The sequence below is a fragment of the Klebsiella sp. V115_8 genome, assembly GCF_029967715.1.
Classification (GTDB): Bacteria; Pseudomonadota; Gammaproteobacteria; order Enterobacterales; family Enterobacteriaceae; genus Klebsiella; species Klebsiella quasipneumoniae.
In genome coordinates, this window is record NZ_JASCAR010000030.1 from 1 (window position 1) to 25,282 (window position 25,282).

General features: G+C 57.8%; 22 protein-coding genes. 13 read left to right on the plus strand and 9 right to left on the minus strand.

Annotation, left to right across the window (positions count from 1 at the left end; all coding sequences use genetic code 11):
• Positions 1–130: 130 nt before the first annotated feature.
• Positions 131–841 (plus strand): hypothetical protein, encoded by a 711-nt coding sequence (locus tag QLG03_RS12735; RefSeq protein ID WP_023291142.1) that lies wholly within the window; start codon positions 131–133, stop codon positions 839–841.
• A gap of 25 nt (positions 842–866) precedes the next feature.
• On the opposite strand, the gene degS is transcribed toward QLG03_RS12735, so the two are convergent.
• From degS to zapG, 3 genes are all read right to left on the minus strand, one after another.
• Positions 867–1,925: an outer membrane-stress sensor serine endopeptidase DegS gene (gene degS, locus QLG03_RS12740; RefSeq protein ID WP_002918568.1), complete on the minus strand. Its 1,059-nt coding sequence runs from the start codon at positions 1,923–1,925 to the stop codon at positions 867–869.
• Between the two features lie 87 nt (positions 1,926–2,012).
• Positions 2,013–3,380 carry a serine endoprotease DegQ gene (gene degQ / locus QLG03_RS12745; protein ID WP_017899931.1) on the minus strand — a complete coding sequence of 456 codons (1,368 nt, stop codon included), beginning with the start codon at positions 3,378–3,380 and terminating at the stop codon, positions 2,013–2,015.
• 174 nt (positions 3,381–3,554) lie between these two features.
• Positions 3,555–3,953 (minus strand): Z-ring associated protein ZapG, encoded by a 399-nt coding sequence (gene zapG, locus QLG03_RS12750; protein WP_012540461.1) that lies wholly within the window; start codon positions 3,951–3,953, stop codon positions 3,555–3,557.
• A gap of 190 nt (positions 3,954–4,143) precedes the next feature.
• On the opposite strand from zapG, the gene zapE reads away from it, so the two are divergent.
• The 7 genes from zapE to QLG03_RS12785 all read left to right on the plus strand — a co-directional run bounded on the left by zapE (position 4,144) and on the right by QLG03_RS12785 (position 8,651).
• Positions 4,144–5,271 (plus strand): cell division protein ZapE, encoded by a 1,128-nt coding sequence (zapE, locus tag QLG03_RS12755; protein ID WP_255988883.1) that lies wholly within the window; start codon positions 4,144–4,146, stop codon positions 5,269–5,271.
• Positions 5,272–5,537: 266 nt separating this feature from the next.
• Entirely contained in the window at positions 5,538–5,966 is a 429-nt protein-coding gene (gene rplM / locus QLG03_RS12760) for a 50S ribosomal protein L13 (RefSeq protein ID WP_002918559.1), read from the plus strand.
• A 15-nt stretch (positions 5,967–5,981) separates the two neighbouring features.
• A complete protein-coding gene (rpsI, locus tag QLG03_RS12765; RefSeq protein WP_000829818.1) occupies positions 5,982–6,374 on the plus strand; it encodes a 30S ribosomal protein S9 in 393 nt (130 codons plus the stop codon).
• 57 nt (positions 6,375–6,431) lie between these two features.
• Positions 6,432–6,716 carry a hypothetical protein gene (locus QLG03_RS12770; protein ID WP_136070768.1) on the plus strand — a complete coding sequence of 95 codons (285 nt, stop codon included), beginning with the start codon at positions 6,432–6,434 and terminating at the stop codon, positions 6,714–6,716.
• On the plus strand, positions 6,686–7,324 hold the full coding sequence (gene sspA / locus QLG03_RS12775) for a stringent starvation protein SspA (protein WP_002918467.1): 639 nt from the start codon (positions 6,686–6,688) through the stop codon (positions 7,322–7,324). The genes QLG03_RS12770 and sspA overlap by 31 nt, the downstream gene beginning before the upstream one ends.
• A gap of 3 nt (positions 7,325–7,327) precedes the next feature.
• Complete coding sequence (gene sspB / locus QLG03_RS12780) at positions 7,328–7,822, plus strand: ClpXP protease specificity-enhancing factor (RefSeq protein ID WP_102001677.1); 495 nt, start codon at positions 7,328–7,330, stop codon at positions 7,820–7,822.
• Between the two features lie 124 nt (positions 7,823–7,946).
• Positions 7,947–8,651, plus strand: coding sequence for an N-acetylmannosamine-6-phosphate 2-epimerase (locus tag QLG03_RS12785; RefSeq protein ID WP_032429001.1), 705 nt, complete (start codon positions 7,947–7,949; stop codon positions 8,649–8,651).
• A gap of 55 nt (positions 8,652–8,706) precedes the next feature.
• On the opposite strand, the gene gltD is transcribed toward QLG03_RS12785, so the two are convergent.
• Positions 8,707–10,125, minus strand: coding sequence for a glutamate synthase subunit GltD (gene gltD, locus QLG03_RS12790; RefSeq protein ID WP_032454181.1), 1,419 nt, complete (start codon positions 10,123–10,125; stop codon positions 8,707–8,709).
• A gap of 9 nt (positions 10,126–10,134) precedes the next feature.
• Complete coding sequence (gene gltB / locus QLG03_RS12795; protein WP_044524842.1) at positions 10,135–14,595, minus strand: glutamate synthase large subunit; 4,461 nt, start codon at positions 14,593–14,595, stop codon at positions 10,135–10,137.
• Positions 14,596–15,268: 673 nt separating this feature from the next.
• Here gltB and QLG03_RS12800 point away from each other — a divergent pair.
• Positions 15,269–16,204, plus strand: coding sequence for a TIGR01212 family radical SAM protein (locus QLG03_RS12800; protein ID WP_023291137.1), 936 nt, complete (start codon positions 15,269–15,271; stop codon positions 16,202–16,204).
• 52 nt (positions 16,205–16,256) lie between these two features.
• Here QLG03_RS12800 and QLG03_RS12805 read toward each other — a convergent pair whose 3' ends face one another.
• Together QLG03_RS12805 and QLG03_RS12810 are read right to left on the minus strand one after the other, a co-directional pair.
• The gene (locus tag QLG03_RS12805; RefSeq protein ID WP_023291136.1) at positions 16,257–17,540 is read right to left on the minus strand and encodes an MFS transporter; all 1,284 of its coding nucleotides are present in this window, start codon (positions 17,538–17,540) and stop codon (positions 16,257–16,259) included.
• A gap of 76 nt (positions 17,541–17,616) precedes the next feature.
• Positions 17,617–18,633: a Zn-dependent oxidoreductase gene (locus QLG03_RS12810; RefSeq protein WP_255988878.1), complete on the minus strand. Its 1,017-nt coding sequence runs from the start codon at positions 18,631–18,633 to the stop codon at positions 17,617–17,619.
• A 297-nt stretch (positions 18,634–18,930) separates the two neighbouring features.
• On the opposite strand from QLG03_RS12810, the gene uxuA reads away from it, so the two are divergent.
• The 4 genes from uxuA (at position 18,931) to mtgA (ending at position 24,092) form a co-directional block, all read left to right on the plus strand.
• Positions 18,931–19,995 (plus strand): mannonate dehydratase, encoded by a 1,065-nt coding sequence (gene uxuA / locus QLG03_RS12815; RefSeq protein ID WP_025999212.1) that lies wholly within the window; start codon positions 18,931–18,933, stop codon positions 19,993–19,995.
• Between the two features lie 148 nt (positions 19,996–20,143).
• Entirely contained in the window at positions 20,144–22,483 is a 2,340-nt protein-coding gene (gene arcB / locus QLG03_RS12820) for an aerobic respiration two-component sensor histidine kinase ArcB (protein ID WP_064155360.1), read from the plus strand.
• A gap of 233 nt (positions 22,484–22,716) precedes the next feature.
• Complete coding sequence (gene elbB / locus QLG03_RS12825; RefSeq protein ID WP_023291132.1) at positions 22,717–23,370, plus strand: isoprenoid biosynthesis glyoxalase ElbB; 654 nt, start codon at positions 22,717–22,719, stop codon at positions 23,368–23,370.
• A complete protein-coding gene (mtgA, locus tag QLG03_RS12830) occupies positions 23,367–24,092 on the plus strand; it encodes a monofunctional biosynthetic peptidoglycan transglycosylase (protein ID WP_023291131.1) in 726 nt (241 codons plus the stop codon). The genes elbB and mtgA overlap by 4 nt, the downstream gene beginning before the upstream one ends.
• A gap of 63 nt (positions 24,093–24,155) precedes the next feature.
• Here the strand turns inward: mtgA and npr are convergent, their stop codons facing one another.
• Together npr and rapZ are read right to left on the minus strand one after the other, a co-directional pair.
• Positions 24,156–24,428, minus strand: coding sequence for a PTS phosphocarrier protein NPr (gene npr, locus QLG03_RS12835; protein WP_002918431.1), 273 nt, complete (start codon positions 24,426–24,428; stop codon positions 24,156–24,158).
• Positions 24,425–25,279 (minus strand): RNase adapter RapZ, encoded by an 855-nt coding sequence (gene rapZ, locus QLG03_RS12840; RefSeq protein WP_004206208.1) that lies wholly within the window; start codon positions 25,277–25,279, stop codon positions 24,425–24,427. The genes npr and rapZ overlap by 4 nt, the downstream gene beginning before the upstream one ends.
• Positions 25,280–25,282: the final 3 nt, after the last annotated feature.

Consider the following 25,282-nt stretch of genomic DNA (forward strand, 5'->3'; position numbering starts at 1 on the left):
CGAACGTGGCGGGGGTGATCGGCTCGGCGATCGCCGCCGGGGTGATGCTCAAGTACGTGCTGGCGATGTAGGCCGGCCTGTTTCCGCGGCTGGCATGTCGGCCGCGGAGATTTCTCATAAGGAGACGGTGATGAATGAAGCCATAGCATGCTGTCCGGAAAACCGGACATCAACACGGGTGGCGGTGGTTGACGCCATGCTGGCGTCAGGCGATGAACTTGCACAACTGCAGCCGGCGCTGAACCTGCTTTCGCCCCCGCTGAACGCCACGCCTGGTGAAGCGCTGCTGGCCAGCTGTTATGAGGCCGGCGCTGACCACAACGCTGACGAGGCGACACGGGCGGTGACTGCCTTACCGGCGGCGGTCGTGCGCCCCGCGACGCCCTCGCTGCAGCGCAGCGGTCTGCTGTGCATGGCGGCCGGGGCGCTCAGCGCCCGGCAACTTCCGCTGACGCACAACCGGCTGTGCGACGTGGCGGGGCAGTTCGCCCGCGCTATCCCTGAAGGCGATGAAGAGGCGGGCAGTGGATTTTATACCGTGCGCAGCGTGTCCCTGCCCGTCTACCGGCGGCTGCGGCGGGATAACCATTCCCACAGCGTCTGTCTGCAGCAGGCGCTGCTACATTTGCTGGCCTGGAAGAGCGAGTCGCCCTGGGCGCGGCAGCAGGCGCAGCGCCTGCTCTGGCAGGGTGGCGTGCTGGGTGAGAAGGGAGAGTTTGCGCTACTGACGCTGGATGATGAGCTTCGCGAGCGACAGGTTGTCTGGCCCGCGCTGAGATCGCTGCTGGCGGTGACCGGGTTTTTGGTCAGATTCCCGGCCGGTCCGGTATTTAGCGATTAACGTGGCTCCCCAAACGGGGAGCCGCTTAGTTGGTGGCCGGGTATTCCTGGACGGCGATATGGAGCGTGATTTTCTTATCATCACGCATGATGACCACCGGAATTTCCGAACCCGGGCGGATCTCGGCCACCTGATCCATTGTCTCCAGCGCGGAGACCGCGGGTTTGTCATTCACGGAGATGATCACGTCGTTGGCGCGGATCCCCGCCTGCGCGGCCGGTCCGTCCGGCGCGACATCGTTAACGACGATCCCCTGGATCTGATCGATCCCGCCGCCCTGCGCGTGCAGCGGGGCGATCTCCCGGCCGCTAATGCCGATATAGCCGCGGATCACACGGCCATCCCGGATCAGCTTGTCCATAATTTTGGTCGCTAACTGGAACGGGATCGCAAAGCCAATGCCTTCAGGCGTTTCGCCGTCGTTGCTCTTGTCAAAGGAGAGGGTGTTAATCCCCATCAGCTCGCCGAGGGAGTTCACCAGCGCCCCGCCGGAGTTACCGTGGTTGATCGAGGCGTCAGTCTGCAGGAAATTCTGGCGGCCGGTGGGGTTGAGGCCAATGCGCCCTGTGGCGCTGATGATCCCCTGGGTGATGGTCTGTCCCAGGTTATAGGGGTTGCCAATCGCCAGCACCACATCGCCGATGTGCGGCGTGCGTTTCGGGTTGATCGGGATCACCGGCAGCCCGCCGGTAGCGTTGATCTTCAGCACCGCGAGGTCGGTCAGGGAATCGGAGCCTACCAGCAGCGCTTCGAAGACCCGGCCGTCCTGCAGAGCGACGATAATCTGGTCGGCATCGTTAATCACATGCTTGTTGGTCAGGATATAGCCGCGCTGGTCCATGATCACCCCGGAGCCAAGCGTCAGCTGATTATGGCTGGTGCTGTTCAGGGCGCGGTTATAGACGTTCACTACGGCGGGCGCGGCGCGGCGTACGGCGGCGTTATAGCTCGCCGGGGAGTCGTCTGCCGTATCGTTCTGGGTGGTCGGCGCTAGCTGCCACTGGCGCAGCGAGGGCATCAGGGCCAACAGCAGGCCCCCGACAAGCAAACCGATGAGTACTGAACGTAATAACTTTCCAGGCATGATGCAGATATCGTTAATGAATGGTCAGGCGCAGCATAGCATGAGTTGTCCGGACATCGCACATGGCGGCGATGTCCGGGGAGACAATCAGCGCAGCAGCAGATAGATGCTTTCGTTGCCGCGGATCACGTTCAGGGCGATGACCGGCGGTTTGCCTTCGAGCACTTTGCGTAATTCGGCAATCGAATGAATACGCTCGCGGTTAAGGCCAATGATAATGTCATCCTTATGCAGGCCGACCTGGGCGGCGGCGCTGCCTTTATCGACATTATCGATCACCACCCCTTTGGTGCCATCTTTCATCTGACCGTCGCTGAACGAGGCACCCTGCAGAGCCGGGATAATCAGCTCAGCGCTGGCGGTGGAGGAGGTGCTCTTATCCAGCGTCACTTCGACATCGACCGGTTTTCCATCGCGCAGCAGGCCCAGTTTGACTTTGGTCCCCGGCTCGGTGGTGGCGATCCGCGAGCGCAGTTCGGCAAAACTATTCAGCGGCTTGCCGTTCAGGCTAACGATGACGTCGCCGGATTTGATCCCCGCTTTGGCGGACCCGGAGTTTGGCAGCACTTCACTGACGAAGGCGCCGCGCTGAACGTTGAGGTTCATCGCCTTGGCGATATCGGCGCTCATTTCCATGCCTTTAATGCCCAGCAGGCCGCGCTTGATTTCGCCAAACTGAATGAGCTGGTCGGCGAGGGTTTTCGCCATGTTGCTCGGGATGGCGAAGCCGATGCCGATGCTGCCGCCGCCCGGCGCCAGGATCGCGGTGTTGATCCCGATAAGCTCGCCGTTGAGGTTCAACAGCGCGCCGCCGGAGTTGCCGCGGTTGATGGAGGCATCGGTCTGGATGAAATTCTCCAGCCCTTCAAGGTTCAGGCCGCTGCGGCCAAGGGCAGAGATAATGCCGGAGGTGGCGGTCTGACCAAGACCGAACGGGTTGCCGACGGCGACGGCGAAGTCGCCGACGCGGAGTTTATCGGAGTCAGCAATGGCGATTTGCGTCAGGTTTGACGGCTTAATCAGCTGCAGCAGAGCAATGTCGCTCTGTTCATCGCTACCGACCAGTTTGGCATCAAATTCACGACCATCGTTCAGCTGGACGCTGATCTTCTGCGCCTGATTGATGACGTGGTTATTGGTCAGCACGTAGCCTTTCGCTGCGTCGATAATGACGCCGGAGCCAAGCCCTTCGAACGGCTGCGCCTGCTCTTGCGGGGCGTTATCGCCAAAATATTTCTTCAGCTCTTCCGGCATATTGAGCGTCGGCGAGGCAGTGCCTTCCACCTGGACGCTGACTACCGCCGGCAGGACCTTTTCCAGCATCGGCGCCAGGCTTGGTAACGCGCCCTGGCCGGGCACCTGAGTCGGTAAGGATGCTGCTGCCGGAGGCAGAACCGACAACGATAACCCAATGCTTAACGCTAACGCACTCAACAGCAAAGTCTGTTTCTTCATTAGATGCTGGCTCTCGTAACCTGAGGTGTATGGAAAAATGTCCTGAATAACCTGATGTTATTGAATTTTTGCGCAGGTAACAATGTGGGGACTGGTTTAAATTGTAGCCGGGAAGTGGGGGAAGGAGCGGGCGCGATGGGCGCGCCCGGAGAATATTTTATCAGAGGCGATTGTTTAATCGCGTTTTGCGCCACCGCGCAGTAATCCGGATGCGCCTTCGGAGTAGTCGCGCGGCATCTGGACCGGCGCCTGATCGTTGCTGGCTTCAGACTCTTCCAGGCGGTTGCGGAACGGGTTGGCGTCTGCCATGGAATCCGGCAGCAGGTTGTTAGAGCTTTTCGCCATATGCTGATACAGCTGACGGTAGTCGTGCGCCATGTTATCCAGCAGCTCGGCGCTGCGCGCAAAATGGCTGACCAGCTCTTCACGGTACTCCTCAAGCTCGGCTTTATTCTTTTCCAGTTCGAACTGCAGCGCCTGCTGCTGGCGCAGTTTGCGGTTGCCGAAACGCATGGCGACGGCACCAATGATGATACCGACGACTAACCCAATTAGCGCGTATTCCCAGGTCATGAACATCTCCCGTTGTATTGTGGTTCCGTAGGGTGGCTCTTAGGCTCTCCGCCTGCGCCCGATAGTGCCACTATAACCGCTAATTCCACAGAAGTGGAATCCTGGCGTATCATCGCGTAGTGTAGAACGGCCTTTTTTTCGTCAATCGTGAGCTTCGACATCACGGTTTTCAAGGAATAACAATTAGATCATGCAAAGCCTGTCTCCAACATCGCGTTACCTTTCAGCCCTGAAAGAGGGCAGCCATCAACCCGACGACGTCCAGCAAGAAGCGGTGAGCCGCCTCGATACCATTTACCAGGAACTGCAGACTCAGCCCGCGCCCGTCGCGTCAGGCGGCGGTTTGCGCGCGAAATTCGGCAAACTGCTGGGTAAGCGCGAACCAGCAGCCGAGGCGACGCCTGTCCGCGGCCTGTATATGTGGGGCGGCGTGGGGCGAGGGAAAACCTGGCTGATGGACCTGTTTTACCAGAGCCTGCCGGGCGAGCGTAAGCAGCGCCTGCATTTCCATCGCTTTATGCTGCGGGTGCACGAAGAGCTGACCACCCTGCAGGGCCATAGCGACCCGCTGGACATTGTCGCCGACCGCTTTAAAGCAGAAACCGACGTGCTCTGTTTCGACGAGTTTTTTGTCTCCGATATTACTGACGCCATGCTGTTGGGCGGTCTGATGAAAGCCCTGTTCGCCCGCGGCATCACGCTGGTGGCGACCTCCAATATTCCGCCGGATGAGCTCTATCGCAATGGCCTGCAGCGCGCCCGTTTTCTGCCCGCTATCGACGCCATCAAGCAGCATTGCGATATTATGAACGTTGATGCCGGCATCGATTATCGCTTGCGTACCCTGACCCAAGCGCACCTGTGGCTGTCGCCGCTGAATAACGACACCCGCGAACAGATGGATAAACTGTGGCTGGCGCTGGCCGGCGCGCCGCGCGCTGCCGGGCCGACGCTGGAGATCAACCATCGCGAGCTGCCGACCCTCGGCGTGGAAAACCAGACGCTGGCGGCGTCGTTCGCCACGCTGTGCGTGGATGCCCGCAGCCAGCATGACTATATCGCGCTCTCCCGCCTGTTCCACACCGTGATGCTGTTCGATGTGCCGGTGATGACCGCGCAGTTGGAGAGCGAAGCCCGGCGCTTTATCGCCCTGGTGGATGAGTTCTATGAGCGCCATGTGAAGCTGGTGGTCAGCGCGGCGGTGCCGCTGTACGACATTTATCAGGGAGAGCGGCTGAAGTTTGAGTTTCAGCGCTGTCTGTCGCGTCTGCAGGAGATGCAGAGCGAAGAGTACCTCACGCGCCCGCATATGCCCTGACAGGATACTTTTTCCCGGTGAATTCAGGGCCGCAGGGCCGCCCCGGGAGCTGCCTGAAAAATCTCATAAAGGGGTCGATCTTTGACCCCGACTTCTCTATAATCTTGCGACCCCACGTTACGAGAAGGTTTTTTTCCCGAAACTTTCTATGTGCCGGCATAGGCTATTCGAAGGGGTAGGTTTGCTGGACAATGTCGTGTGAACCTCAACTGACTAAACGTTTGGGTGTTCACCAACGTGTAACTTATTATTTGGGTAAGCTTTTAATGAAAACTTTTACAGCTAAACCAGAAACCGTAAAACGCGACTGGTATGTTGTTGACGCGACCGGTAAAACTCTGGGCCGTCTGGCTACTGAACTGGCTCGTCGCCTGCGCGGTAAGCACAAAGCGGAATACACTCCGCACGTTGATACCGGTGATTACATCATCGTTCTGAACGCAGAAAAAGTTGCTGTTACCGGCAACAAGCGCGAAGACAAAATGTACTACCACCACACCGGCCACATCGGTGGTATCAAAGAAGCGACCTTTGAAGAGATGATTGCCCGCCGTCCTGAGCGTGTGATTGAAATCGCGGTTAAAGGCATGCTGCCAAAAGGCCCGCTGGGTCGTGCTATGTACCGTAAACTGAAAGTTTACGCGGGTAACGAGCACAACCACGCGGCACAGCAACCGCAAGTTCTTGACATCTAATCGGGATTATAGGCAATGGCTGAAAATCAATACTACGGCACTGGTCGCCGCAAAAGTTCCGCAGCTCGCGTTTTCATCAAACCGGGCAACGGCAAAATCGTTATCAACCAGCGTTCTCTGGAACAGTACTTCGGTCGTGAAACTGCCCGCATGGTAGTTCGTCAGCCGCTGGAACTGGTCGACATGGTTGAGAAACTGGATCTGTACATCACTGTTAAAGGTGGTGGTATCTCTGGTCAGGCTGGTGCGATCCGTCACGGTATCACCCGCGCTCTGATGGAGTACGACGAGTCCCTGCGTTCTGAACTGCGTAAAGCTGGCTTCGTCACTCGTGACGCTCGTCAGGTTGAACGTAAGAAAGTCGGTCTGCGTAAAGCACGTCGTCGTCCGCAGTTCTCCAAACGTTAATTGTTTTCTGCTCACGCAGAACAATTTGCGAAAAAACCCGCTCCGGCGGGTTTTTTTATGGATAAAACGGCTGTTATCCACAAGCTTACCGCCGGTTCTTGCCACTTTTTCAGCATTTCCAGAATCCCCTCACCACAACGTCTTCAAAATCTGGTAAACTATCATCCAATTTTCTGCCCAAATGCTGGTGATTGTTCATTTTTTGTTTTATTCGTGAACGAAGGTGACATCGCGCTACTGGGGTTTTTACATCTGGCCGGCCATGAGTGGCTGGCAGCAGTACAAAATTCTGAATATACCTGGAGGTTTTCATGGCTGTCGCTGCCAACAAACGTTCGGTAATGACGCTGTTTTCTGGTCCTACTGACATCTATAGCCATCAGGTCCGCATTGTGCTGGCCGAGAAGGGTGTCAGTTTTGAGATAGAGCACGTGGAGAAGGACAACCCGCCTCAGGATCTGATTGACCTCAACCCGAATCAAAGCGTACCGACGCTGGTGGATCGTGAGCTCACTCTGTGGGAATCCCGCATCATTATGGAATACCTGGATGAGCGTTTCCCGCACCCGCCGTTAATGCCGGTTTATCCGGTGGCGCGTGGCGAAAGCCGTCTGTATATGCAACGTATCGAGAAGGACTGGTATTCGCTGATGAACACCATCCAGAGCGGTACCGCAGCGCAAGCTGATGCTGCGCGTAAGCAACTGCGTGAAGAACTGCTGGCCATCGCGCCGGTGTTCACCCAGAAACCTTACTTCCTGAGCGATGAGTTCAGCCTGGTGGATTGCTACCTGGCGCCGCTGCTGTGGCGTCTGCCGGTTCTCGGTGTGGAGCTGGTTGGCGCAGGCGCGAAAGAGCTCAAAGGCTATATGACTCGCGTATTTGAGCGTGATTCCTTCCTCGCCTCTTTAACTGAAGCCGAGCGTGAAATGCGCCTCGGTCGGGGCTAAATAATGGATGTATCACAGCTGACGCCGCGTCGCCCGTATCTGCTGCGGGCGTTTTATGACTGGCTGCTGGATAACCAGCTGACGCCTCATCTGGTGGTGGATGTCACGCTGCCGGGCGTGCTCGTGCCGATGGAGTATGCGCGCGACGGGCAAATCGTTCTCAATATTGCCCCGCGTGCGGTAGGTAATCTTGAGCTGGCGAACGACGAAGTGCGCTTCAACGCGCGCTTTGGCGGCGTGCCGCGCAACGTATCTGTCCCGCTGGCTGCGGTACTCGCCATCTATGCCCGTGAGAACGGCGCCGGCACGATGTTTGAACCGGAAGCGGCCTATGACGAAGACGTCAGCAGCCTCAACGATGATGACGTCGCGCCTGAGAATGAAAGCGAAACGGTGATGTCGGTGATTGATGGCGATAAGCCCGATAATCACGACGACGATCCTGACGACACGCCGCCGCCGCGCGGCGGTCGCCCGGCGCTGCGCGTGGTGAAGTAAATCCCTTCTCTGACAGGCCCTGCTGGGCCTGTTTTTTTGTCTGTCCGCTTTGTTAACTCTGCCACAAACGAGGCGCCCCATGGCTGGTACTGTCATCGCCACAGGTAGCTTTCAGGGAGCCGACATGTCTTTACTCGCACAACTGGACCAGCGTATCCGTCACCATGGCGGATTAATTGTCTCCTGCCAGCCGGTGCCGGGCAGCCCGCTGGATAACCCCGCCATCGTCGCGGCGATGGGGCTGGCGGCGGAGCAGGCGGGGGCGGTGGCGCTGCGCATAGAAGGTCTGGCCAACCTGCAGGCCGTTCGTCCGTTAGTGACGGTGCCTGTTATCGCGCTGATTAAGCGCGATCTGCATGATAGCCCGGTGCGAATTACGCCGTGGCTTGAGGATGTGAATGCCCTGGCGCAGGCAGGGGCCGATATCATTGCGGTTGACGGCACGCGGCGTCAGCGTCCGGCCTCTGTCGCATCGTTGTTGGCGGCAATTCACCGCCAGGGGAAAAATGCGATGGCAGATTGTTCCTCTCTCGACGATGCCCTTGAATGCTGGCAATTGGGCTTCGATATGGTTGGCACCACCCTCTCAGGCTATACCGCAGAGGAGACACCGGCCGAGCCGGATCTGGCGCTGGTGAAAAGCCTGAGCGCCGCGGGCTGCAGAGTAGTCGCTGAGGGACGCTACAATACGCCTGCGCAGGCGGCTGAGGCAATGCGCTGCGGCGCGTGGGCGGTGACCGTCGGCTCGGCGATCACCCGCTTAGAACATATCTGCGGCTGGTATAATACGGCGCTGAAAGCGGCGGTTTGCCCGGCGAATGGGCAATAAAAAAGCCCGATGTCGTTAACCATCGGGCTTTTATGCGCTGAGACTCCGGGCCTAATCAGACTTCAAGGTAGTTGAGGATCCCGTCAGCCGCTTTACGTCCTTCCGCAATCGCGGTGACCACTAGGTCGGAACCGCGAACGATATCGCCACCGGCGAAGATTTTCGGGTTGCTGGTCTGGAAGGCGTTCTCGCTGCCTTCCGGCGCAATGATGCGGCCCTGGGAGTCCAGCTCGACGCTGTGCTTCGCCAGCCACTCCATGCTGTGGGGACGGAAGCCAAACGCCATGACGACGGCGTCTGCCGGCACCACGTGCTCAGAGCCGGCGACGATCTCCGCGCGACGGCGGCCTTTCGCATCCGGCTGGCCCATCTCGGTGCGCGCCATCTTCACGCCGCACACTTTGCCGTTGGCATTCACTTCCACGCCCAGCGGCTGGACGTTGAACTGGAACTCAACGCCTTCCTCACGCGCGTTTTTCACTTCGCGTTTTGAACCCGGCATGTTCTCTTCGTCACGACGATAGGCGCAGATCACGTGCGCCGCATTCTGACGGACGGAGGTACGAACGCAGTCCATCGCGGTATCGCCACCGCCGAGAACGACCACGCGTTTGCCTTCCATGCTGACGTAGGGCTCATCGGCGGTTTCGCCAAAGCCCATGATCTGCTTGGTGTTGGCGATCAGGAACGGCAGCGCGTCGTAGACGCCCGGGGCGTCTTCATTGTCCAGTCCGCCGCGCATCGACTGATAGGTGCCGACGCCGAGGAACACGGCATCGTACTCTTTCAGCAGGTCGTCGAGCTGCACGTCGCGGCCCACTTCGGTATTGAGTTTGAACTCAATGCCCATGCCGGTGAAGATCTCCCGGCGGCGGGTCATCACCTCTTTTTCCAGCTTGAACGCCGGGATACCGAAGGTCAGCAGGCCGCCGATTTCCGGATGGCGGTCAAACACCACCGCCTTGACGCCGTTGCGGGTCAACACGTCGGCACAGGCGAGGCCCGCCGGGCCAGCGCCGATGATCGCGACGGTTTTACCGGTCGGTTTCACACCGGAGAGATCCGGACGCCAGCCCATCTCGAATGCCTTATCATTGATATAGCGTTCGATGTTGCCGATGGTCACCGCGCCGAACTCATCGTTCAGCGTACAGGAGCCTTCACACAGGCGGTCCTGCGGGCAGACGCGCCCGCAGACTTCCGGCAGGGTGTTGGTCTGGTGCGACAGCTCAGCCGCCTCAAAAATACGCCCCTCGTTGGCCAGCTTCAGCCAGTTCGGGATGTAGTTATGCACCGGGCACTTCCACTCGCAGTACGGGTTGCCGCAGGAGAGGCAGCGATCCGCCTGCGCCTTGGCCTGGCCTTCTGAAAACGGCTCGTAAATTTCCACAAATTCAATTTTACGGATCTTCAGCGGTTTCTTTGGCGGATCAACGCGCTGCAGGTCGATAAATTGATAAACGTTCTGACTCATCTTAACCCCTTACTGCGCCTGCACCCGCAGCTCAGCTGCGGAACGACTACGGTGACCCAACAGTGCTTTAACATCGCTGGACTTCGGTTTAACCAGCGCAAACTTCGCGGAGAAGGCCGGCCAGTTGGCGAGGATCTCTTCGCCGCGTTGCGAACCGGTAAGCTGCACGTGCTCGGTGATTAAACCGCGCAGGTGCTCTTCATGGATAGCCAGAGAGTCAACGTCCAGCACTTCCACCAGCTCCGGGTTCACGCGTTTACGGAAGTCGCCATCTTCATCCAGGACATAGGCAAAGCCGCCGGTCATCCCTGCGCCAAAGTTGACGCCGGTTTTACCGAGCACGCAGACGATACCGCCGGTCATGTATTCACAGCCGTTGTCGCCGATGCCTTCCACCACGGTGATGGCGCCGGAGTTACGCACCGCGAAACGCTCACCTGCGCGGCCTGCGGCGTACAGACGACCACCGGTCGCGCCGTACAGGCAGGTGTTGCCGATAATGCTGGCTTCGTGGCTGCGGAAAGCGGAGCCCACCGGCGGACGAATGGCCAGCAGACCGCCCGCCATGCCTTTGCCGACATAGTCGTTGGCGTCGCCCGTCAGATGCAGTTCCACGCCGCCGGCGTTCCACACGCCGAAGCTCTGGCCCGCGGTGCCGCTAAAGTGAGCGACGATCGGGTCGCCCGCCAGTCCCTGGTCGCCATGGGTCTGGGCAATATACCCGGACAGCGAGGCCCCCACAGAGCGGTCGGTATTGCGGATATCGAACCAGAACGTTTTGCTCTGCTTTTCATCCACGTACGGTTTCGCCTGCTGCAGCAGCTGGGCGTTGAGCACGCCGTTATCGAACGGCGGGTTATTTTCGGTGCAGTACAGCGCTTTGCCAGGATGCGGCTCTGCGGTCTCCAGCAGTTTACCCAGATCCAGTTTCTGCTGCTTGGCGGTGAACCCATCCAGCTCTTTGAGCAGATCGGTGCGGCCAATCAGATCCACCAGGCGCTTGACGCCCAGCTGGGCCATCAGCTCGCGGGTTTCACGGGCGATAAATTCAAAGTAGTTGGTCACTTTGAACGGCAGACCGTGATAGTGGTTCTTACGCAGTTTGTCATCCTGGGTCGCCACGCCGGTCGCGCAGTTGTTCAGGTGGCAAATACGCAGGTATTTACAGCCCAGCGCCACCATCGGGCCGGTACCGAAACCGAAGCTTTCCGCGCCGAGGATCGCCGCTTTGATGATATCGAGGCCGGTTTTCAGGCCGCCATCCACCTGCAGACGGATCTTATGACGCAGGCCATTAGCGACCAGCGCCTGCTGGGTTTCCACCAGACCAAGCTCCCACGGACAGCCGGCATATTTCACGGAAGAGAGCGGGCTCGCCCCGGTGCCGCCGTCGTAGCCGGCGATGGTGATCAGGTCGGCATAAGCTTTGGCTACGCCGGTGGCGATGGTGCCCACGCCCGGTTCAGAAACCAGTTTGACCGAAATCATCGCTTTCGGGTTGACCTGCTTGAGGTCGAAAATCAGCTGCGCCAAATCCTCGATAGAGTAGATATCGTGGTGCGGCGGCGGGGAGATCAGCGTCACGCCCGGTACCGAATAGCGCAGTTTGGCGATGTACGGAGTGACTTTATCACCCGGCAGCTGGCCGCCTTCACCCGGCTTCGCGCCCTGGGCGACTTTGATCTGGATAACGTCGGCATTGACCAGATAGGCTGGGGTGACGCCGAAGCGGCCGGACGCCACCTGCTTGATGCGCGACACTTTATTGGTGCCGTAGCGCGCCGGGTCTTCACCGCCTTCACCGGAGTTAGAGAAGCCGCCGATGCTGTTCATCGCTTCCGCCAGCGATTCGTGCGCTTCCGGACTCAGGGCGCCGATCGACATCGCTGCGGTATCGAAGCGTTTGAACAGCTCCTTCGCCGGCTCCACGTCGTCGATGCTGATGGCGTCTTCGCCCGGGTTGAGCGCCAGCAGATCGCGCAGCGTGGCCGCCGGACGTTCGTTAACCAGCTTCGCGTATTGTTGATAATCGCTGTACTCGCCGCTCTGCACAGCCTGCTGCAGGGTACGCACCACGTCCGGGTTGTAGGCGTGATATTCGCCGCCGTGAACGTACTTCAGCAGACCGCCCTGAGCCAGCGGCTTGCGCGCCAGCCAGGCGCGTTTCGACAGATTCAGCAGGTCCTGCTGGAAATCGTCGAAGCCGGCGCCGCCGATGCGACTGACCACGCCCTGGAAGCAGAGATCGGAGACATCGCGATGCAGACCGACCGCTTCGAACAGCTTCGAGCAGCGGTAGGAGGCGATGGTCGAGATCCCCATCTTGGACATGATCTTATACAGACCTTTATTGATACCGTTGCGATAGTTCAGCATCACCGCACGGTACGGTTTATCGATAGCTTTGCTGTCGACCAGCTTCGCCAGCGTTTCATAGGCGAGGTACGGATAGATAGCTGTCGCGCCGAAGCCCAGCAGTACGGCGAAGTGATGCGGATCGCGGGCGCTGGCGGTTTCAACGATGATGTTGGCATCGCAGCGCAGACTTTTATCGACCAGACGGGTCTGGATCGCGCCAACGGCCATCGGCGCCGGCACCGGCAGGCGGTCTTTGGCGATGTTGCGGTCAGAAAGAACCAGCAGCACGGTACCATCGCGTACCATTTGCTCCGCTTTGTCGCACAGGGCCTTCACCGTCTCGCTGAGGGAAGCCTCTGCCGGGTTGAAGGTGATGTCGAGGACGTCGGCACGATAGTGCTCTTCTTCCATCGTCGTCAGCTGTTTGAAATCGGAGTACAGCAGGATCGGCGATTTGAAGCTCAGACGATGCGCCTGGCCTTCCGCTTCGCAGAAGACGTTCATTTCGCGCCCGATGCTGGTGGCCAGCGACATGACGTGCGCTTCACGCAGCGGATCGATAGGCGGGTTCGTCACCTGGGCGAACTGCTGACGGAAATAATCGTAGATAATGCGCGGCTGGCTGGAAAGGACGGCGAAAGGCGTGTCATCGCCCATTGAGCCGACCGCTTCCTGGCCATTTTCGCCGAGTACGCGCAGCACCGAGTCCAGCTCTTCCGCGCTGTAGTTAAACTGTTTCTGGTAGCTGGCCAGCAGATCGTCGTCCAGCTGGCGGCTGCCAACCTCTTCGTCCGGCAGATCTTCAAACGGCACCAGACGACGAACGTTTTTCTCCATCCACTCTTTATACGGATGGCGGCTCTTCAGATCGTCATCGGTTTCCGCTGAGTGCAGAATGCGTCCGGCACGGGTATCGATAACCATCAGCTCGCCCGGACCCACGCGGCCTTTCTCAACCACTTCGTCCGGCTGGTAGTCCCAGATGCCGACTTCAGAGGCGCAGGTGATGAGCTTATCTTTGGTAATGACGTAGCGCGCCGGGCGCAGGCCATTACGGTCGAGGTTACAGGCCGCGTAGCGACCATCGGACATGACGATACCCGCCGGGCCGTCCCATGGCTCCATATGCATGGAGTTAAAGTCGAAGAACGAACGCAGCTCCGGATCCATATCCGGGTTGTTCTGCCAGGCTGGCGGCACCAGCAGACGCATGGCGCGCACGATGTCCATCCCGCCGGCCAGCAGCAGCTCCAGCATGTTGTCCATTGAACTGGAGTCGGAGCCGGTTTCGTTAACGAACGGCGCGGCGTCGTGCAGGTCCGGGATCAGCGGGGTCTGGAATTTATAGGTACGGGCGCGAGCCCACTGGCGGTTGCCGGTGATGGTGTTGATTTCACCGTTGTGCGCCAGGTAGCGGAACGGCTGCGCCAGCGGCCAGCGTGGTACGGTGTTGGTGGAGAAGCGCTGGTGGAACAGGCAGATAGCCGACTCCAGGCGCAGGTCCGCGAGGTCCAGGTAGAAGCGCGGCAAATCCGCCGGCATACACAGACCTTTATAGATGTTGACCAGGTTGGACAAGCTACAAACGTAGAAATCTTTGTCTTCCTGCAGGCGTTTTTCAATGCGACGACGCGCAATAAACAGACGACGCTCCATATCGCGCGGGCGCCAGCCAGCCGGGGCGTTAACAAAGATTTGCTCAATACGGGGCAGCGAGGAGAGGGCGATTTCACCGAGCACGCCTTCGTTGGTCGGCACATCGCGCCAGCCAACAATCGACAGGGTCTCAAGCTGAAGTTCTTCTTCAACGATGCGGCGTGCCGCTTTCGCCAGTTCAGGATCTTTATTCAGGAACAGCATCCCAACGGCGTAGTTTTTGGCTAAACGCCAGCCGCGCTCTTCGGCAACGATGCGGAAGAAACGATCGGGTTTTTGCAGCAGCAGACCGCAACCGTCGCCGGTTTTACCATCGGCAAGGATTGCGCCACGGTGCTGCATGCGGGCCAGTGCGTGTATCGCGGTTCGCACTACCTTGTGGCTAGGTTCGCCTTCTATGTGGGCGATCAGGCCGAAACCACAGTTATCCCTCTCAAGGGATTTGTCGTACAACATATCAGTGAACCTCCCCAGGCTCTACGGACCCCCTCCGATACCGATTGCGCACAGGCACAGAAAGAGCATGGCGACGGGGTTTGCACCTCGCATTCGCCCTCTTTAAATCCTTTTTGCATCGGTACACAAGTTTGAGGACTTGCTGTTAAGAGGGAATCTCAATTACTGCATAAATATGATGAGCAGAGTGCTCATCCAGAAAGCTTCCAGCGGATTCCCAACTTATCGGGAATCCACACTTACGTCAAATGGCAATCTTATTAATACAAAAATGTGCTATACAGGTGTTAACTTTTTGTTTTTAAAATAAATAATGCCATTTTTTATGCTTTGGATACGTCTGCAGAGGGTAAGACTAGTGTGATCTGTCTCACTGTGCGCGCGGCTTTGCATTACCGATCTGCGCTGAAATATATTTCATTATTAGCATATTTGACTGCTATAAATTTATGTGGTGGATATTAATACTGTTTTTTACCATAAAGTAGATTAGGGCCGCGCGATGATGAAATATAAGGAAAACTCATTACCCTGTGGGTGAATGAAATTGCAGTAATCATGATTGTTTATGCAATGAGGCGGGGCGCCGCGCTGACGATTGATCCAGGTCATCGCCGTCGGTGACGAAAAGTGGCAGGCTTGGCCCCCTTTGTTGAGGCCGGTCTATCAGATTATGCAGTTACAGAAATTAGTCAATATGTTTGGTGGGGATCTTCTGCGCCGCTATGGCGAAAAGGTCCATAAGCTAACGCTGCACGGCGGTTTTAGCTGCCCGAACCGCGACGGTACGCTGGGCCGTGGCGGCTGCACTTTCTGTAACGTGGCCTCGTTTGCGGATGAAGCCCAGCAGCATCGATCCATTGCCGAACAGCTCGCCCATCAGGCGCAGCTCGTTAACCGGGCAAAGCGCTATCTGGCCTATTTTCAGGCCTATACCAGCACCTTTGCTGAAGTGCAGGTGCTCCGCTCGATGTATCGCCAGGCCGTCAGCGAGGCGAATATCGTTGGCCTCTGCGTCGGCACCCGCCCGGACTGCGTGCCGGAGGCGGTTCTCGACCTGCTCAGTGAATACCACCAGCAGGGGTATGAGGTATGGCTGGAGCTGGGGCTGCAGACCGCGCATGATAAGACCCTGCACCGCATTAACCGCGGGCATGATTTCGCCTGTTACCAGCGTACCGCGCGTCTGGCGCGTGAGCGCGGACTGAAGGTTTGCGCGCATCTCATTGTCGGCCTGCCCGGGGAGACCCAGGAGCACGGCCTCGAGACGCTGGAGCGGGTCGTGACCACCGGCGTGGATGGCATCAAGCTGCACCCGCTGCATATCGTTAAAGGCAGCATTATGGCAAAAGCATGGCAGGCCGGTCGTCTCGATGGCATCGAACTGGAGGCGTATACCGTCACCGCCGGGGAGATGATCCGCCACACCCCGCCGGAGGTGATCTACCATCGCATATCGGCCAGCGCCCGTCGGCCCACGCTGCTCGCGCCGCTGTGGTGCGAAAATCGCTGGACCGGAATGGTTGAACTGGATCGCTATCTGAATGAGCAAGGCGCTCAGGGTTCGGCGCTGGGCCGCAGCTGGGTCGCGCCCCAGGCGGTGAAATAGTCTCAGAGGATGCCCGGCGTGATGACTGCGCCGGGCATGGTATTGCTGTCGACTATGCCTGACTGGCTTTCATTGTCACGCGTGGCGTTTTGATCACGAACAGTACCAGCAGGGCGCCGAGCGCGGCGATAGTGCCGGCGAGGACAAAGGCGCTGTCGAATTTACCGGTAGACTGCACGATATAGCCGGTGACAATCGGCCCCACGATGCCGGAGACGCTGCCGATAAGGTGGATAAAGCCGCTGGTGCCGCCGACGCGGGATTTATGCACCACGTCCTGGATAATCGCCCAGTAGATCGCGCCGGTGACATAGAGGAAAAAGATGGAGACCGACATCAGCAGAACGGCAGGAACGACGCTGCTGACGGTACCGGCAAGCCCCACACAGATGGCGGCCATCAGCAGACATACCACCAGCACAATTTTGCGCGACAGCAGCAGGCGTCCGGTGAGTTTAAAAATTTTATCGGAAATATACCCTCCCAGCGCCAGGCCGACAAAGCCGACTATCCATGGGATCATGGTGGTGAGGCTCATTTGTTTAATATCCAGATGGTGCTGCTGAACCAGATAGGACGGGAACCAACTGAGGAAGAAAAACAAAATATAGTTGTAGCAGAAGAATGCAAAGGCCGTTACCAGAATAATAGGCTGCTTGAGATAATAACCCAGTGAGTGAGCGGTTTGATTTTCTACGGTTTCCAGGGCGTCCTCCTCTTGCTTCATTTTATTAATGAGCATGAGCTCTTCCTGACTGACATGCTTATGTTTGTCAGGCGAGTTGGCGGCAATAAAAAACCACACGACCATCCATACAATACCGATGGCGAAAATAATCATAAACGCCGGGCGCCAGCCGAATGCGAGAGCCAGATAACCGACGATGGGGCCAGCAACCGCGCCGCCCAGCGGAGAGCCGGCGCTGAGCAGCCCTACGGCGGTAGCCGCTTGCTTCTTAGGAAACCAGCCGTTGATCATCTTGTTCGCCGACGCGCAAATCGGGCCTTCAGCCATCCCGAAGAGGACGCGCAGCATCAGCATGGAATAAAAGCCGGTGGCAAAGGCGGTTAAGCCGCAAAATAGCGACCACATCCCCACCGCCAGCCCCAGGACCAGCGTTGCGCCAAACTTATCCACGGCCAGACCGCCAATAAAATTAAATACCGCGTAGCCGAAGAAAAAACTGCCGAAAATAATACCAAACTGTTCGGCGTTTAGCGCCAGATCCTTTTCAATCATCGGTACCGTAATGGATAACGCCACCCGGTCCAGATAATTAATCATATATACTAAAAATAATAACAGGACGATAATCCAGCGGATATTTTTTCCCATGATGACACCGTGATGAGTATGTTATTGAGCTCTGGCGCGACGGATATCAATATTCACGTCGCCCGTTATTTAGCATTTACCCCAGCTGCAGCAATACCTTGCAGCAGGTTTTCCGATCGTTGGCAAAAATCTCCATAGCCTCTTTTACCTGCTCCAGCGGCATGCAGTGGGTGATTAACGCCTCAGGCTGGATAAGGCCTTTCTCCATCCAGTCGATGACCAGCGGAAAACGTCCGCTGTTCAGCCGGGAGGAGAAAATGGAGATCTCTTTACTGGTGATGCTTTGCTGGGTGAGGGTGGACGCCTCGCCGGAGAAGCCGAGTATGCCGATGCGTGCGGCGGGAGAGGCGAGGAGAATGGCCTCCTGAAGGATCGCCGGGTGGCAGGCGGCATCGATGACCAGCGTGGGGGCTATCTGCCGCTGCGCCAGCTGTTCCGCCAGCGGCTGGTGAGTGTTATCCAACGTCAGATCGGCGCCATTGTCCCGCGCCATCTGCAGACGTTCGGCAATGCGGTCCACGACGATCACATGCTTAACGCCATACACCCCCTTCAGCGCCTGGATCACCGTCAGACCCATCGGACCTGCGCCGTAGATCAGGGCGATATCCTGCGCCGTGGGCTGCAGCTGGGCGGTAATGTTTGCCGCAATGGTAAAAGGCTCAACCATCGTCGCCTGACGATCGCTGATGGCTTCCGGAATGCGCCAGGCGTTTTTCGCCGGCACGCAGGCGTAGTCGCTGAATCCGCCGTCGCGGTGAACCCCGATGACCTGGAGCTGCGCACAGACATTCGGCCGCCCCACCGAGCAGGGATAACACTGGCCGCAGCTGACGACAGGGTCGACTGCGACGCGCTCGCCGATGCGTGCCGGAGAGACCTGTTCGCCGACGGCATCGATGATGCCGAAGAATTCATGGCCGATCACGCGGGGATATTTCGCGAAGGGGTTGTGGCCCTGATAGATATGCACATCGGAACCGCAGATCCCGGCAAAGGCGATTTTCACCCGGACTTCGTGGGCGCCCGGAGCGGGAACCGGACGTGATTCGATGTTCAGTTGGCCTGGCTCTTTGACAACGACGCTTCTCATTTCTGTTCCTTCCCTTGTCTGTTTTCTGAACAAATATCGTGACTTTTATTACCATACAAGTATGCAATTGATCATAACTAGCTCTGGATCACATTTGGCGAAGGTTGTCAGAAAAAGCCCGGCAATGATTAATCTATTGAAATAAATTGAGAAAAATTATGAATGTAGCGAAAGCGACCTCACCGGCGAGCCGGTCAGCAGGAATGTGATCGCCATCACGACAGTTAAGGCTCAATCAATTATGATTACTGGTATGGTAGTAGGGTGAAATTAAACTATGTTGAGCAGGTGATGACGATGCAGATGACAATGCGCTGGTTTGGACCAGAGGAAGATAAGGTTTCATTAGAGCATATACGCCAGGTCCCCGGCGTGGAGGGGGTGGTCGGCGCGCTCTATGACGTCGCGGTGGGCGAGGTATGGCCGGAGGATAAAATTGAGCGTCTGGTCAGCCAGGCCCATGCCGCAGGCCTGAAAATGGAGGTGATAGAGAGCGTCAACATCCATGACGACATCAAAATCGGCCTCCCTTCTCGTGACCGCTATATTGCCAACTATCAGCAGACCATTCGCCACCTTGCCCGCTTCGGCGTCAAAGTCATCTGCTATAACTTCATGCCGGTGTTCGACTGGATGAAGACGGATATGAACTACGTCCTGCCGGATGGCTCGTTGACGATGGCTTTTGAGAAGAAAGATATCGATAAGCGGCTGGAAGACGTGGTGAAGGAGGTGCTTGAGAATTCAAACGGCTTCGCGTTGCCGGGCTGGGAGCCGGAACGGCTGGCGGAAGTGCAGACCCTGTTTGCCAAATATAGCGCGGTGGATGACCATAAGCTGCGGGAGAACCTGGTCTATTTTCTGCAGGCGGTGATCCCGGTTTGCGAAGAGGTGGGCGTGAAAATGGCGATCCACCCTGACGATCCGCCGTACTCGATATTTGGCCTGCCGCGGGTGGTCAAAAACCGCGACGATCTGGACTGGATCTGCCGGGCTGTCGATTCACCCGCCAACGGCATCACCCTCTGCACCGGCTCGATTGCCGAAGATCCGGATAACGACGTATACGCTATTCTGGCTGAGTTTACCCGCCGCAAGCGGATCCATTTTGCCCACGTCCGCAATATTAAACTGATGCAGGATAAAGACTTTTACGAGTGCGCCCATCCGTCAGAATACGGCTCCCTGGATATGTACAAGGTGATGCAAGCGTTGCACGACAACGGCTTCGACGGCTATATACGCCCGGATCATGGCCGCTTTATCTGGGGAGAGACCGGACGCCCGGGCTATGGTTTATACGATCGCGCACTCGGGGTGACCTACCTCAAAGGTCTCTGGGAGGCGCTAAGCAAGCGCTAACCCCTTCCTGACCATGCCTCTTTTTCGCGGCTGGTTCGCCTCGGCGGCCAGCCGTCATATCGGCTCCTTCCCGCATTTTTTGCACAACTTACAGCGCATTGCTCAGAATTGAGTATTATTGTGCGGAGTTGTCGTGAAGGAATCCCCTATGAAGCAAATTCGTATGCTGGCGCAGTATTATGTCGACCTGATGATGAAGCTGGGTCTGGTCCGCTTTTCAATGCTGTTGGCACTTGCGCTGGTGGTGCTGGCCATCGTGGTACAGATGGCGGTCACCATGGTGCTGCATGGCCAGGTTGAAAGCATCGACGTTATCCGCTCTATCTTCTTCGGTCTACTGATCACCCCGTGGGCGGTCTATTTTCTCTCGGTGGTGGTGGAGCAGCTTGAAGAGTCCCGCCAGCGTCTTTCGCGGCTGGTGGAGAAACTGGAGGAGATGCGTGAGCGCGATCTGAAGCTGAACGTGCAGCTGAAAGACAATATCGCGCAGTTGAATCAGGAGATTGGCGAACGTGAAAAGGCGGAAGCCGAGCGTGAGACCACCCTCGAGCAGCTGAAGATCGAGATGAAAGAGCGTGAAGAGACGCAGATCCAGCTCGAACAGCAATCCTCCTTTCTGCGCTCTTTCCTCGATGCCTCCCCGGACCTGGTCTTCTACCGCAATGAGGATAAAGAGTTTTCCGGCTGTAACCGGGCGATGGAGCTGCTGACCGGCAAAAGCGAGAAACAGCTGATCCACCTCAAACCGCAGGATGTCTATAGCGAAGAGGCGGCGGAAAAGGTGCTGGAAACCGATGAGAAGGTGTTCCGCCACAATGTATCGCTGACCTATGAGCAGTGGCTGGACTATCCCGATGGCCGTAAAGCGTGCTTCGAAATCCGCAAGGTCCCGTACTACGATCGCGTCGGTAAGCGTCGTGGTCTGATGGGCTTCGGACGCGATATCACCGAACGAAAACGCTATCAGGACGCCCTCGAACGCGCCAGCCGGGATAAAACCACCTTCATCTCCACCATCAGCCATGAGCTGCGTACCCCGCTGAACGGGATTGTCGGGCTGAGCCGAATTTTGCTGGATACCGAACTGACCAGCGAGCAGGAAAAATACCTGAAAACCATCCATGTCTCAGCGGTGACGCTGGGGAATATCTTCAATGATATTATCGATATGGATAAAATGGAGCGCCGTAAGGTGCAGCTCGATAACCAGCCGGTGGACTTCACCAGCTTCCTTGCCGACCTGGAAAACCTTTCCGGTCTGCAGGCGCAGCAGAAGGGACTGCGCTTTGTGCTGGAGCCGAGCCTGCCGCTGCCGCACAAGGTGATCACCGATGGCACCCGCCTGCGGCAGATCCTGTGGAATCTTATCAGCAACGCCGTGAAGTTTACCCCACAGGGCGGAGGGGTGAACGTCCGCGTGCGCTATGACGAAGGCGATATCCTGCACTTCGAAGTGGAAGACTCCGGGATTGGTATTCCTGAAGCGGAGCAGGACAAAATATTCGCCATGTATTACCAGGTCAAAGACAGCCACGGCGGCAAACCCGCCACCGGCACCGGGATTGGCCTCGCCGTATCGCGTCGCCTGGCGCGCAATATGGGCGGCGATATCAGCGTCACCAGCCAGCCGGGTAAAGGGGCGACCTTTACGCTCACCGTCCATGCGCCTGCCATTGCGGAAGAAGTGGAAGATACGCTGGCGGAAGACGACATGCCATTACCGGCGCTCAACGTCCTGCTGGTGGAAGATATTGAGCTCAACGTCATTGTGGCGCGCTCGGTGCTGGAAAAGCTGGGCAACAGCGTGGATGTCGCGATGACCGGCAAAGCCGCGCTGGAGATGTTTGAGCCTGGCGAGTACGACCTGGTGCTGCTGGATATCCAGCTGCCGGATATGACGGGACTGGATATTTCTCGTCAGCTAAAACAGAATTTTGCCGCGGATGAGCTGCCGCCGCTGGTGGCCCTGACCGCCAACGTGCTGAAGAATAAGAAAGAGTATCTGGATGCCGGCATGGACGATGTGCTGAGCAAGCCGCTATCGGTGCCTGCACTGACAGCCATGATTAAAAAATTCTGGGATGCGCCGGAAGAGGAGGCGCAGGAAGCGCCGGCGACCGATCGGCATAAAGCCGATGCGGTGCTGGATACCGATATGCTTGAGCAATATATCGAACTGGTGGGACCGAAGCTTATCAACGATGGCCTCGCGGTGTTTGAGAAGATGATGCCGGGCTATATGTCCGTCCTTGAGTCTAATCTCACCGCCCGGGATCAAAAAGGGATCGTCGAAGAGGGGCATAAGATCAAAGGGGCTGCGGGCTCTATTGGCCTGCGCCACATCCAGCAGCTGGGTCAGCAGATCCAGACGCCGGACCTGCCTGCCTGGTCTGATAATGTCGCTGAATGGGTTGAAGAGATGAAATCCGAGTGGCAAAACGACGTGGCGGTTCTGAAGGCGTGGGTGGCGAAGGCCGGGAAAAAATGACCCCGGACAGACCGGGGTGCGCGAATACTGCGCCAACACCAGGGAACTGGTGGTTGAGCCAGTGTGATTTGAGTGATGTTGTTACGTGGCGCAACCTGAGAAGTGGATTGCTCGCTCATTAAGATAGCAAAGCTTAACTAATTTGTTACATGAATCAGTAAAATATGTGAAGCATAGCGAGTAAATCGACATTTTTGACTGGTTTCAGCGAGTTGCATGGAGGAGCGAAGGCGATGAAAAAAATTGGTGTGGTACTGAGCGGCTGCGGCGTGTACGACGGCAGTGAAATTCATGAGGCAGTGATTACCCTGCTGGCGATCGCGCGCAACGGCGCGCAGGCGGTCTGCTTTGCGCCCGATAAACCGCAGCGCGACGTCATCAACCATCTGACGGGCGAACCGTTGACCGAGCAACGCAACGTGCTGGTTGAAGCGGCGCGCATCGCCCGCGGCGACATCCTGCCGCTGGCGCAGGCGCGTGAGGAGACGCTGGACGCGCTGATCGTCCCCGGCGGCTTCGGCGCGGCGAAAAACTTAAGCAGCTTCGCCGCCGAGGGCAGCGAATGCGAGGTGGACCGCGACCTGCGGGCCCTGACGCTGGCGATGCATCAGGCCGGCAAGCCGCTGGGCTTTATGTGCATCGCTCCGGCGCTGCTGCCGAAGATCTTTGCGTTTCCGCTGCGAATGACTATCGGGACCGATCTCGACACCGCCGATGTGGTGGAGGAGATGGGGGCGGAGCATGTGCCTTGCCCGGTCGACGACATCGTGGTGGATGAAGAGAACAAAGTGGTTACCACTCCGGCGTATATGCTGGCGGAGAATATTGCGCAAGCCGCTACCGGGATCGAAAAACTGGTCGCCCGCGTGCTGGCGCTGAGCGCATGAAGCTCCGCATTGCGCCCTTTGCGCTGCTTAAACGACTGGCGCTGCGTCTGCTGCTGATCGCCGCCGTCTTCTGGGGCGGGGGGATCGCGCTGTTTAGCGTGCTGCCGGTGCCCTTTTCGGCGGTCATGCTTGAGCGGCAGGTTAGCGCCTGGCTGTCCGGAGATGTCCACTATCTGGCGCACTCCGACTGGGTCGCCATGGATAACATCTCCCCGTGGATGGGGCTGGCGGTGATTGCCGCCGAAGATCAGAAGTTCCCGGAACACTGGGGGTTTGACGTCCCGGCGATAGAAAAGGCGCTGGCGCACAATGAGCGTCACGATACCCGCATTCGCGGCGCATCAACGCTGTCGCAGCAGACGGCGAAAAACCTGTTTCTGTGGGATGGACGTAGCTGGCTGCGCAAGGGGCTGGAAGCCGGGTTGACCGTCGGCATGGAAACCGTGTGGAGTAAAAAGCGGATCCTGACCGTCTACCTGAATATTGCCGAGTTTGGCGATGGGATTTTTGGCGTGGAAGCGGCCGCCCAGCGCTATTTTCATAAGCCCGCCAGCCAGTTGACGCCGGGGGAAGCGGCTCTGCTGGCCGCGGTGCTGCCAAACCCGATCCGCTATCGCGCCGACGCGCCTTCGGGCTATGTGCGCAACCGCCAGGCCTGGATCTTACGTCAGATGCGACAGCTGGGTGGGGAAGGGTTCATGCGTGAGCATAAGCTCTATTAGCGGGTTAATCCGGCGCCGGGGCTGGTACAGTCGCCAGTCGTCCGTCGCCGGGAAGCATCACGTTTAATCTTCGTCAAACCCGGCATTAAACAGGGCAATCACCGCGGCGAGGGCTTCCACTTCCTGCGGACCGCTGGCCTCCACCTCTATCTGCCGTCCTTTCGCCGAGTCCAGCATCAGCAGGGCAATGACGCTGTTGGCTTCCGCCTCCGTGCCTTCATCATTGCGCAGCAACACCTCGGCATCGAAATTCTGCATTAGTTCGAACAGCTTCATCGCCGGGCGGGCGTGCATGCCCAGCTTATTGGTGATTTCAACGGTCTGCTTTACGGTCATGATTTACGTTTTTCCAGCGTCCGATGACGAGACTGTACGTTTTTGCCGCGCGAGCGGAAGTAGTCAGCCAGTTGTTCAGCAATATAAACCGAACGATGTTTACCGCCGGTACAGCCAATGGCCACCGTCAGATAGCTGCGATTGTTGGTCTCCAGCATCGGTAACCATAGCTCAAGATAGCTCCGGGTCTGGTAAATAAAGTTGTGCACTTCGGTGTGCCGATCGAGGAAGGCGGCCACCGGTTTATCCAGACCGGTCATAGGACGCAGCTTCGGATCCCAGTGCGGGTTTGGCAGAAAGCGCACGTCAAAGACGTAATCGGCATCGATCGGGATACCGTGCTTAAAGCCGAAGGATTCGAAGACCATGGTCAGTTCGCGTTCACGTTTACCCAGCAGCCGGGTGCGCAACATTTCCGCCAGCTCGTGAACCGACATCTCTGAGGTATCGACAATCAGGTCGGCCCGCGAGCGCAGGGGCTCCAGCAGATCGCTCTCTTCGTCGATGGCGCTTTCCAGCGACAAATTCTTGCTCGACAGCGGATGCAGGCGACGGGTGTCGCTGTATCGACGGATCAGCGTGTTGCGATCGGCATCGAGAAACAGCAGCTGCGGCGAAAAGCACTCCGGCAGGTTTTTCATGGCCTGCTCGAAGATCTCCGGTGATTCCGGCATGTTCCGCACGTCGATGCTGACGGCCGCCGAAATATTGCGGTCAGCCAGCGACCGTGCCAGATCGGGCAGCAGCACGACCGGCAGGTTATCCACGCAGTAAAAGCCCATATCTTCCAGCGCTCGCAGAGCGACGGATTTACCCGAGCCCGAGCGGCCGCTGACGATCATCAGTACCATGTA

Bases quoted from the DNA above. Each gene is read 5' to 3' on its own strand.
- rplM (WP_002918559.1), top strand. From the start codon at position 5,538: ATGAAAACTTTTACAGCTAAACCAGAAACCGTAAAACGCGACTGGTAT.
- QLG03_RS12785 (WP_032429001.1), top strand. From the start codon at position 7,947: ATGTCTTTACTCGCACAACTGGACCAGCGTATCCGTCACCATGGCGGA.
- sspB (WP_102001677.1), top strand. From the start codon at position 7,328: ATGGATGTATCACAGCTGACGCCGCGTCGCCCGTATCTGCTGCGGGCG.
- degS (WP_002918568.1), bottom strand. From the start codon at position 1,925: ATGCCTGGAAAGTTATTACGTTCAGTACTCATCGGTTTGCTTGTCGGG.
- degQ (WP_017899931.1), bottom strand. From the start codon at position 3,380: ATGAAGAAACAGACTTTGCTGTTGAGTGCGTTAGCGTTAAGCATTGGG.
- mtgA (WP_023291131.1), top strand. From the start codon at position 23,367: ATGAAGCTCCGCATTGCGCCCTTTGCGCTGCTTAAACGACTGGCGCTG.
- zapG (WP_012540461.1), bottom strand. From the start codon at position 3,953: ATGACCTGGGAATACGCGCTAATTGGGTTAGTCGTCGGTATCATCATT.
- rapZ (WP_004206208.1), bottom strand. From the start codon at position 25,279: ATGGTACTGATGATCGTCAGCGGCCGCTCGGGCTCGGGTAAATCCGTC.
- zapE (WP_255988883.1), top strand. From the start codon at position 4,144: ATGCAAAGCCTGTCTCCAACATCGCGTTACCTTTCAGCCCTGAAAGAG.
- npr (WP_002918431.1), bottom strand. From the start codon at position 24,428: ATGACCGTAAAGCAGACCGTTGAAATCACCAATAAGCTGGGCATGCAC.
- rpsI (WP_000829818.1), top strand. From the start codon at position 5,982: ATGGCTGAAAATCAATACTACGGCACTGGTCGCCGCAAAAGTTCCGCA.
- sspA (WP_002918467.1), top strand. From the start codon at position 6,686: ATGGCTGTCGCTGCCAACAAACGTTCGGTAATGACGCTGTTTTCTGGT.
- arcB (WP_064155360.1), top strand. From the start codon at position 20,144: ATGAAGCAAATTCGTATGCTGGCGCAGTATTATGTCGACCTGATGATG.
- QLG03_RS12805 (WP_023291136.1), bottom strand. From the start codon at position 17,540: ATGGGAAAAAATATCCGCTGGATTATCGTCCTGTTATTATTTTTAGTA.
- QLG03_RS12800 (WP_023291137.1), top strand. From the start codon at position 15,269: ATGCAGTTACAGAAATTAGTCAATATGTTTGGTGGGGATCTTCTGCGC.
- elbB (WP_023291132.1), top strand. From the start codon at position 22,717: ATGAAAAAAATTGGTGTGGTACTGAGCGGCTGCGGCGTGTACGACGGC.
- uxuA (WP_025999212.1), top strand. From the start codon at position 18,931: ATGCAGATGACAATGCGCTGGTTTGGACCAGAGGAAGATAAGGTTTCA.
- QLG03_RS12735 (WP_023291142.1), top strand. From the start codon at position 131: ATGAATGAAGCCATAGCATGCTGTCCGGAAAACCGGACATCAACACGG.
- QLG03_RS12810 (WP_255988878.1), bottom strand. From the start codon at position 18,633: ATGAGAAGCGTCGTTGTCAAAGAGCCAGGCCAACTGAACATCGAATCA.
- gltB (WP_044524842.1), bottom strand. From the start codon at position 14,595: ATGTTGTACGACAAATCCCTTGAGAGGGATAACTGTGGTTTCGGCCTG.
- QLG03_RS12770 (WP_136070768.1), top strand. From the start codon at position 6,432: ATGGATAAAACGGCTGTTATCCACAAGCTTACCGCCGGTTCTTGCCAC.
- gltD (WP_032454181.1), bottom strand. From the start codon at position 10,125: ATGAGTCAGAACGTTTATCAATTTATCGACCTGCAGCGCGTTGATCCG.